Genomic DNA, 2,135 nt, shown 5'->3' with positions numbered 1-2,135 from the left:
TTTACCGTTAACAAGATTATATCAGGCTGATAGTGCTTCCATTTGAACAAATTTTCCTTTTTCATACCGATCACACACCTTTTTTAGAGTAATAGTATCAGTATGTCCAAGTTTAGGAGATTACTTGCAAAAACTATTTGATGAAGACATAGAACCTACATGGCCTGTTCAATTATAGATTATGATGCAACTCCAAACAACTTATGTATGAATTTGACTTCATTTTGGACAGACTTCACCCGTTGGTGAAGTTGTCCTTTTTTCACCATATGCATCGCTTCAATGCCACTCAATATAGAAGTGGCTGTTTCATACGACTTGAATCCCAACATAGAACGCACACGTTTCTTAATGAAACGATGATCTTGTTCTACTATATTGTTAAGGTACCGTATTCGTCTGATTTTAACGCCTTCAGGCATCATCTTTTCTTCTTTTAACTGTTCAAGGGCTAAAGGATACGCTGGATTTTTATCAACCGTAACGACACGTGGTGTTGTAGAATGACGAACAGCCAAGGCTTTTTTGAAAAAGCGCTTGGCTGCTTTGGTATCTCTGGATTTACTTAAATAAAAGTCAATCGTATTTCCTCTCGAATCGACTGCACGATATAAGTACATCCATTGTCCTTTTACTTTTATATAGGTTTCATCGACTCTCCATGAGTCATTTGTTTGCTTGAGATGACGCCGTACTCTTTCATCTAATTCAGGTCCATATTGATGAACCCAACGCATAATCGTTGTGTGAGCCATAGATAAGCCGCGTTCCTCCATCATTTCCACCAAATCACGAAAACTGAGGCTGTACCGTAGGTACCATCTAACCGTTAACAAAATAATGTCAGGCTGATAATGCTTCCATTTGAACAAATTTTGTTTTTCCATACCGATCACACACCTTTATAGAGTAATAGTATCAGTATGTCCAAGATTTGGAGATTACTTGCAAGAGCTTTAAAGTTTTTGCACCAGAACCTACCAACCCTTGGTGTTACAGCCTTTTTTTAGAGATAACTACATGTTCAGAAAAATAAAAAACTAAGTTTAATTGAACATTGATTTATTTACACACTTTATGAACATGATTATAACTAGAAAACGTTGATATTATTGAGTTTTATTCTCTGTTCATAAACATAATTTTCTGTACACAAAAAAGAACCTGATTTTTTTCATAGCAAAAAATCAAGTCCTTGTTTAAATTTATAAAGGAAACTATCATTTACTTATGATTCACTCACAATAAGGCTAGTCCTTTATTCACTTCTTGTATATCGAAGAAAGAAGGATCAAAATCTAATAGGTTCCATTCCGCATACATCTTATGTTGTGGATGTGAAGCATTTTTTATCGCTTCTAAAAATTCAAGATAACCTGGAATACCTCCAATATCCTCTAAAGGGGCTGCATTTTCTCCTCCGATGCATGTTATTTTATCAGAATTTTGATCGAGTATATCTTCAACTTGAATCTGTAGCAACCAATGATCTCCAAAATCGTATACATATTGAAAAATCTGACCCTTCTTTTTGATTTGTTCAAGTAGCATGGTTCTATGAGCACGTAGCATTCGAGATGGGGTTGTCTGTTCCAACATAGAAAAGGAAATGCTCGAATCAGGTGGAGCCGATATAGCATATTTTCCTACAGTAAATTCAAATAAATGTTGATGTTCCCACTGAAATAAGCATTGAATCACGTCATGCAAATCATCAAAAGTTAATTTCGCGGGTAAAATAACTTTTCTCCAAATAGGGAAAGGACATCCCACTAATTCCAAATGTAATTGATAACATTTCATTCTTGTTTCCTCCCGTCTGAAGTAATGGCATATTTTTCATTTTCACTGAAATCATGAGAAATAGATAGTAAAAATCCAGTAAAGGAATCAAAAATTATGATATTTTACAAAGAACGCCTTAAAATATGTCCAAATTGTGTCTAAACGTACAATTTTCCCGAAATGGTATGGTGAGGCCCATGCCCATCAACTTAAAATTTTGAAATACCCCCAAGTGTAAAAAAACGTTATTTTCTAAAGTTAATGAATTCCAAAAACCTAATTTGTTTTTTCGTTATTTTTCAGTTACCTAATTTTCACAAAAAAGACCATCTTCTTGCTTGTGCACAGGG

General features: G+C 34.6%; 2 protein-coding genes. Both read right to left on the bottom strand.

From position 1 onward, the window contains the following. Positions 1 to 179: 179 nt before the first annotated feature. The gene (locus HRG09_RS27960) at positions 180 to 887 is read right to left on the bottom strand and encodes an IS6 family transposase (RefSeq protein WP_174104053.1); all 708 of its coding nucleotides are present in this window, start codon (positions 885 to 887) and stop codon (positions 180 to 182) included. Between the two features lie 352 nt (positions 888 to 1,239). Beyond that, positions 1,240 to 1,803, bottom strand: a complete 564-nt coding sequence (locus tag HRG09_RS27955) for a plasmid pRiA4b ORF-3 family protein (RefSeq protein ID WP_174104052.1) — start codon at positions 1,801 to 1,803, stop codon at positions 1,240 to 1,242. Between the last annotated feature and the right edge of the window lie 332 nt (positions 1,804 to 2,135).

Origin of the sequence: Bacillus sp. Xin1, assembly GCF_013314535.1 — a bacterium.
In the GTDB taxonomy this organism is placed as follows: domain Bacteria; phylum Bacillota; class Bacilli; order Bacillales; family Bacillaceae_G; genus Bacillus_A.
This window is presented reverse-complemented; position numbering and strand designations above follow the sequence as displayed.